Raw genomic sequence first — 643 nt, 5'->3', positions numbered from 1 at the left:
AAATGGATGCAGGTTTCGGCGGTGATCTGCTTGCGGCTGCCATCGGCGCGGATCAGCGGGCCACGTTCGAACAGGGCCAGCTCATCGGCGGTGGAGATGTGCAGCACGTGCAGGCGGGTGCCGTGTTTCTTCGCCAGCGACACGGCCAGCTCGGAGGACTTCAGGCAGGCCTCGCGCGAGCGGATGTCCGGGTGCTGCTCGGCACTGAGGGCATCACCGTACTTCTCGGCGTACTCCTTGGCCTTGGCGTCGATCATCGGCGTGTCTTCGCAGTGCGTGATGATCGGCGTGGGCGCATCGCGGAAGATCGCATCGAGCGTTTCCGGGTTGTCCACCAGCATGTTGCCGGTGGAGGCACCCATGAAGACCTTGATGCCCGGCGCCGTCTTGGGGTCCAGCGACTGGATGTGGGCCAGGTTGTCGTTGCTGGCGCCCATGTAGAACCCGTAGTTGGCGCGCGCACGGCCGGCGGCGGCATCGTACTTGGCTTGCAGGATCTCGGCATTGAGCGTGGGCGGGTTGGTGTTGGGCATGTCCATGAAGCTGGTCAGACCCCCGGCGACGGCCGCGGCCGATTCGGTCGCGATGTCGCCCTTGTGGGTCAGGCCGGGCTCACGGAAATGGACCTGGTCGTCGATCATGC

At 65.3% G+C, this 643-nt stretch carries 1 pseudogene; it reads right to left on the bottom strand.

The annotated features are described in order from the left end of the window. A pseudogene (locus tag AAE045_RS23690) lies at positions 1–643 on the bottom strand (dihydroorotase); the annotation flags it as partial.

This window comes from Dryocola clanedunensis, assembly GCF_038405435.1.
In the GTDB taxonomy this organism is placed as follows: Bacteria; Pseudomonadota; Gammaproteobacteria; order Enterobacterales; family Enterobacteriaceae; genus Dryocola; species Dryocola clanedunensis_A.
This window is presented reverse-complemented; position numbering and strand designations above follow the sequence as displayed.